At 70.6% G+C, this 3,856-nt stretch carries 2 protein-coding genes and 1 pseudogene; 1 reads left to right on the top strand and 2 read right to left on the bottom strand.

Going from position 1 to position 3,856, the window contains the following annotated elements; genetic code table 11:
• Nucleotides 1-1,318, top strand: a 1,318-nt coding sequence (locus ABD194_RS20275) for an NAD(P)/FAD-dependent oxidoreductase (RefSeq protein WP_343994875.1), incomplete at its 5' end; no start/stop codon positions are given.
• A 441-nt stretch (nucleotides 1,319-1,759) separates the two neighbouring features.
• On the opposite strand, the gene dnaB is transcribed toward ABD194_RS20275, so the two are convergent.
• Together dnaB and ABD194_RS20265 are read right to left on the bottom strand one after the other, a co-directional pair.
• A complete protein-coding gene (dnaB, locus tag ABD194_RS20270) occupies nucleotides 1,760-3,148 on the bottom strand; it encodes a replicative DNA helicase (RefSeq protein WP_343994877.1) in 1,389 nt (462 codons plus the stop codon).
• 448 nt (nucleotides 3,149-3,596) lie between these two features.
• A pseudogene (locus ABD194_RS20265) lies at nucleotides 3,597-3,856 on the bottom strand (glucosamine-6-phosphate deaminase); the annotation flags it as partial.

Genomic DNA, 3,856 nt, shown 5'->3' with positions numbered 1-3,856 from the left:
GTTCTCCCGCTGGTCCGAGCTCATCGACCCGGCCGCACGGCGCCTCCTCGAGGGGACCGGATGGGTCGAGCCGGAGGCTGGCCGCTACCCGACGGGCGCCGAGTGGGTGCAGCTGTACCTGCAGCCGCTGGCCGACGCCCTCGGGGACCGCGTCAGGTACGGCCAGCGCGTCACGGGCATCGCCCGCGCCGGCCGGGACCGGGTCGTCGACTCCGGCCGCGAGGACCAACCGTTCACCGTGCACTCGAACAATGCCGCCGGACAGCCGTCCCGGCTTACCGCCCGAGCCGTGATCGACGCCTCCGGCACGTGGAGCCGCCCGAACCCGCTCGGCAGCGACGGGTATCCCGCCGACGGCGAGCAGAACCCGGTCATCGCCGGGCGCATCGCCAACCGGGTCCCCAACACCGGGAAAGCCGCCACCGCGGACCCCGCCGACGTCGCCCGGTACGGCGGCAAGCGGACCGCCGTCGTGGGCTCCGGCCACTCCGCCCTGACCGCGCTCGTGGTCCTGGCTGCCTTGGCCGACCGGGTGCCCGGCACCAAGGCCATATGGGTCCTGCGCCGCGGCGCCGTCGGCAACGCGTACGGCGGCGGGGACGCCGACCAGCTTCCCGCTCGCGGCGCGCTCGGCGCCAAGGCCCGCGACGCCGTCGCCGCGGGGCACATCGAGGTCGTCACCGGCTTCCGCACCCGAACCATCGAGCACCGGCTCGAGGACACCGTAGGCGCTGGCGCGCTGTCCCTCCTCAGCGAGGACGGCTCCAGCATCGAGGGCCTGGACCAGGTCATCGGTCTGACCGGATTCCGACCGGACCACTCGATCCTGTCCGAGGTGCGGCTGCGCCTGGACCCCCGCCTGCAGGCACCGGCCGCCCTGGCCCCGCTCATCGACCCGAACGTCCACTCCTGCGGCACCGTCTACCCGCACGGCGCAGCCGAGCTGGCCCACGACGAGAAGGACCTCTACGTCGTCGGGATGAAGTCCTACGGCCGCGCGCCCACCTTCCTGGCCCTCACCGGCTACGAGCAGGTCCGCTCCGTCGCGGCGGCCCTCGCCGGCGACCACGAAGCAGCCTCCCGCGTCGAGCTCAGCCTCCCAGAGAGCGGCGTGTGCGGCGGCGCGGGACTCTTCGACGAGGCCGCCAACCAGGGCGCCGGCGACGGCGGCTGCTGCAGCCCCGCTCCGGCAGCAGACAAGCAGGCCGTCCCCGTGGCAGCGCTGGCAACGTCGGGGACCAGCCCGCAGCTGATCCAGATCGGCGTCCCCACCGCCGGTGCTGGAGCCTTCGGCGGCAGCCGGCCTTCGCAGCACTGACGCGCTGGTACGGACCCCGACGGGTCCGCGCCCTGATCACCCTCCCCCTCGCCGGCGCCCTCGCAAGCACCGTCGTGCCCCCATCACCGCCGCGCTGACCGAGCACATCGGCTGGCACCGCCGCGCTCACCCTCGCCCTGATCGTGCTTCTGACCGCAGCGCCCTTGCACGCCACCGCCCTGCGCGGCCCATGGCCAGCGCACGCCCCCGAGCCCGCCGGGGGAGCACGACCGGGCAGTGAGGGGGCAGCCCTCACCACCGCTGCTCCGAAGACCTGAACGCCATGTCAGGGCCGGCCCGACATCGCATGGCCGGAGTCGGGGCTTTGTCAGGTAACGCTCGGATGCAGGCACGCCCGAGAGCCACCACAAGGGCTGATCACTGGAGTCAACTGCCGTCCTCACAAGGTTGGCTGCACTCGACGGTGATCGAATCCAGGCGTCAGAAGTTGTTGGCCATGTTGGTGAACCGGCTGAAGTGACCCTGGAAGGCGACGACGATCGTGTCCGTTGGGCCGTTTCGGTGCTTGGCCACGATCAGGTCGGCCTCCCCTTCACGGGGCGAGTCCTTCTCGTAGGCCGCCTCACGGTGGAGCAGCACCACCATGTCGGCGTCCTGCTCGATCGAGCCCGATTCTCTCAGGTCGCTCATCGCCGGCTTCTTGTCGGTGCGCTGCTCCGGACCACGGTTGAGCTGCGAGATCGCGATGACCGGGACCTCGAGCTCCTTGGCCAGCAGCTTGAGGGCACGCGAGAACTCCGACACCTCCTGCTGGCGCGACTCGACGCGCTTGCCCGAGCTCATCAGCTGGAGGTAGTCGATGACGACGAGCTTGAGGTTCTCGCGCTGCTTGAGCCGGCGGCACTTGGCGCGGATCTCCATCAGCGACATGTTGGGCGAGTCGTCGATGAACAACGGCGCGTCGGAGACACGGCCCATCGTCGACGCGAGGCGGGTCCAGTCCTCCTCGCGCATCGTGCCCTTGCGCATGTGCTGCAGCTGGATGCCCGCCTCGGCCGAGAGCAGACGCATGGTGATCTCGGTGCGGCTCATCTCGAGCGAGAAGACGACGGCGGCCATCTTGTGCTTGATCGCAGCCGACCGGACGATGTCGAGACCGATGGTCGACTTTCCCATCGCCGGTCGAGCCGCGATGACGATCATCTGGCCAGGGTGCAGGCCGTTGGTGAGGGCGTCGAAGTCGGTGAATCCGGTGGGCACCCCGGTCATCTCGCCGGAACGGCCGGAGGCCATCTCGATCTCGTCGACCGTGGCCTCGATGATGTCGCCGATGGCGTGGTAGTCCTCGCCGCCGCGCTTGTCGGCGACGGCGTAGACCTCGGCCTGGGCGGCGTTGACGATGTCCTCGACGTCACCCCCGCCCTGGGCGTAGCCGAGCTGGACGATGCGGGTGCCGGCCTCGACGAGGCGGCGCAGCACGGCGCGCTCGGCGACGATCTGGGCGTAGTAGCCGGCGTTGGCAGCGGTGGGAACCGATGCGATGAGCTGGTGGAGGTAGGCCTGGCCACCGACCCGCGTCAGGTCGCCGCGCTTGGTCAGCTCGTCGCTGACGGTGATGGCATCGGCCGGCTCACCGCGGCCGTAGAGGTCGAGGATCGCGTCGTAGATGAGCTCGTGCGCGGGCCGGTAGAAGTCGGTGCCCTTGAGCTGCTCGACGCAGTCGGCGATGGCGTCCTTGGACAGCAGCATGCCACCGAGGACGGACTGCTCGGCGCCGACGTCCTGCGGGGGGAGACGGTCGTCCGGAGGCCCGCCGTCACGGGTGGACGACGACGCGAAAGCGCTCGTGCTCAGCTCGTCGAGCGACACGTGCTCCCCTCCCCTGTTTCGGCGAAATGACATCGGTGCAACTTGGTCCACCCCAGTGAACAACGCAGCTCTGACACTGCTGCGCGGGGGCCCGCGACGAGCCCCACCCCAGCGCGGTCGGCCCCTCCCCGGGAGGCACCCGCCCCACCGTAGGGGCGGGAGTCGGCACGGACCAACCTGGGACGGCCTCGTTCATGCACTGCCTGTGGACAACCGGTGGACACAGCAGGCCGACACGCCGTCAACAGGTGTGGACAACATGTGTGGACAGTGTGGGAATGTGGCGCCGGTCACAGTGAAGCGGGCCGCTGACCTGCACAGATAGTCCTCCACGGATGTGGAGAAGAAGTTCCCCACCCCTGTGCGCCGTCCACAGCCCCTGTCCGATTTGCCCGACACGCCGTGCAGCCGCCCTTCCCCAGTGGAGCAGGTCTGCCGCGTGGCCGGCTCAGAGACCGGCGGCCGAGGCGTCGTAGTAGTCACGGTTGCGCAGGAGCGCAGCGGCGTCCTCGTCGAGCACCGCCGTGGCGTCCGGGTGCCACTGCAGGACGGAGGCCGGGCACGATGCCGAGAGCGGTCCCTCGAGCGCAGCGGCGACCGCCGCGGCCTTGGCGGCGCCGGAGGCCACGAGGACCAGCTGTCGGGCATCGAGCACCGTGCCGAGCCCCTGGGTGACGCAGTGCGTCGGCACATCCTCGATGCCGTCGA

Source organism: Terrabacter terrae (assembly GCF_039529575.1).
Lineage (GTDB): Bacteria > Actinomycetota > Actinomycetes > Actinomycetales > Dermatophilaceae > Terrabacter > Terrabacter terrae.
This window is presented reverse-complemented; position numbering and strand designations above follow the sequence as displayed.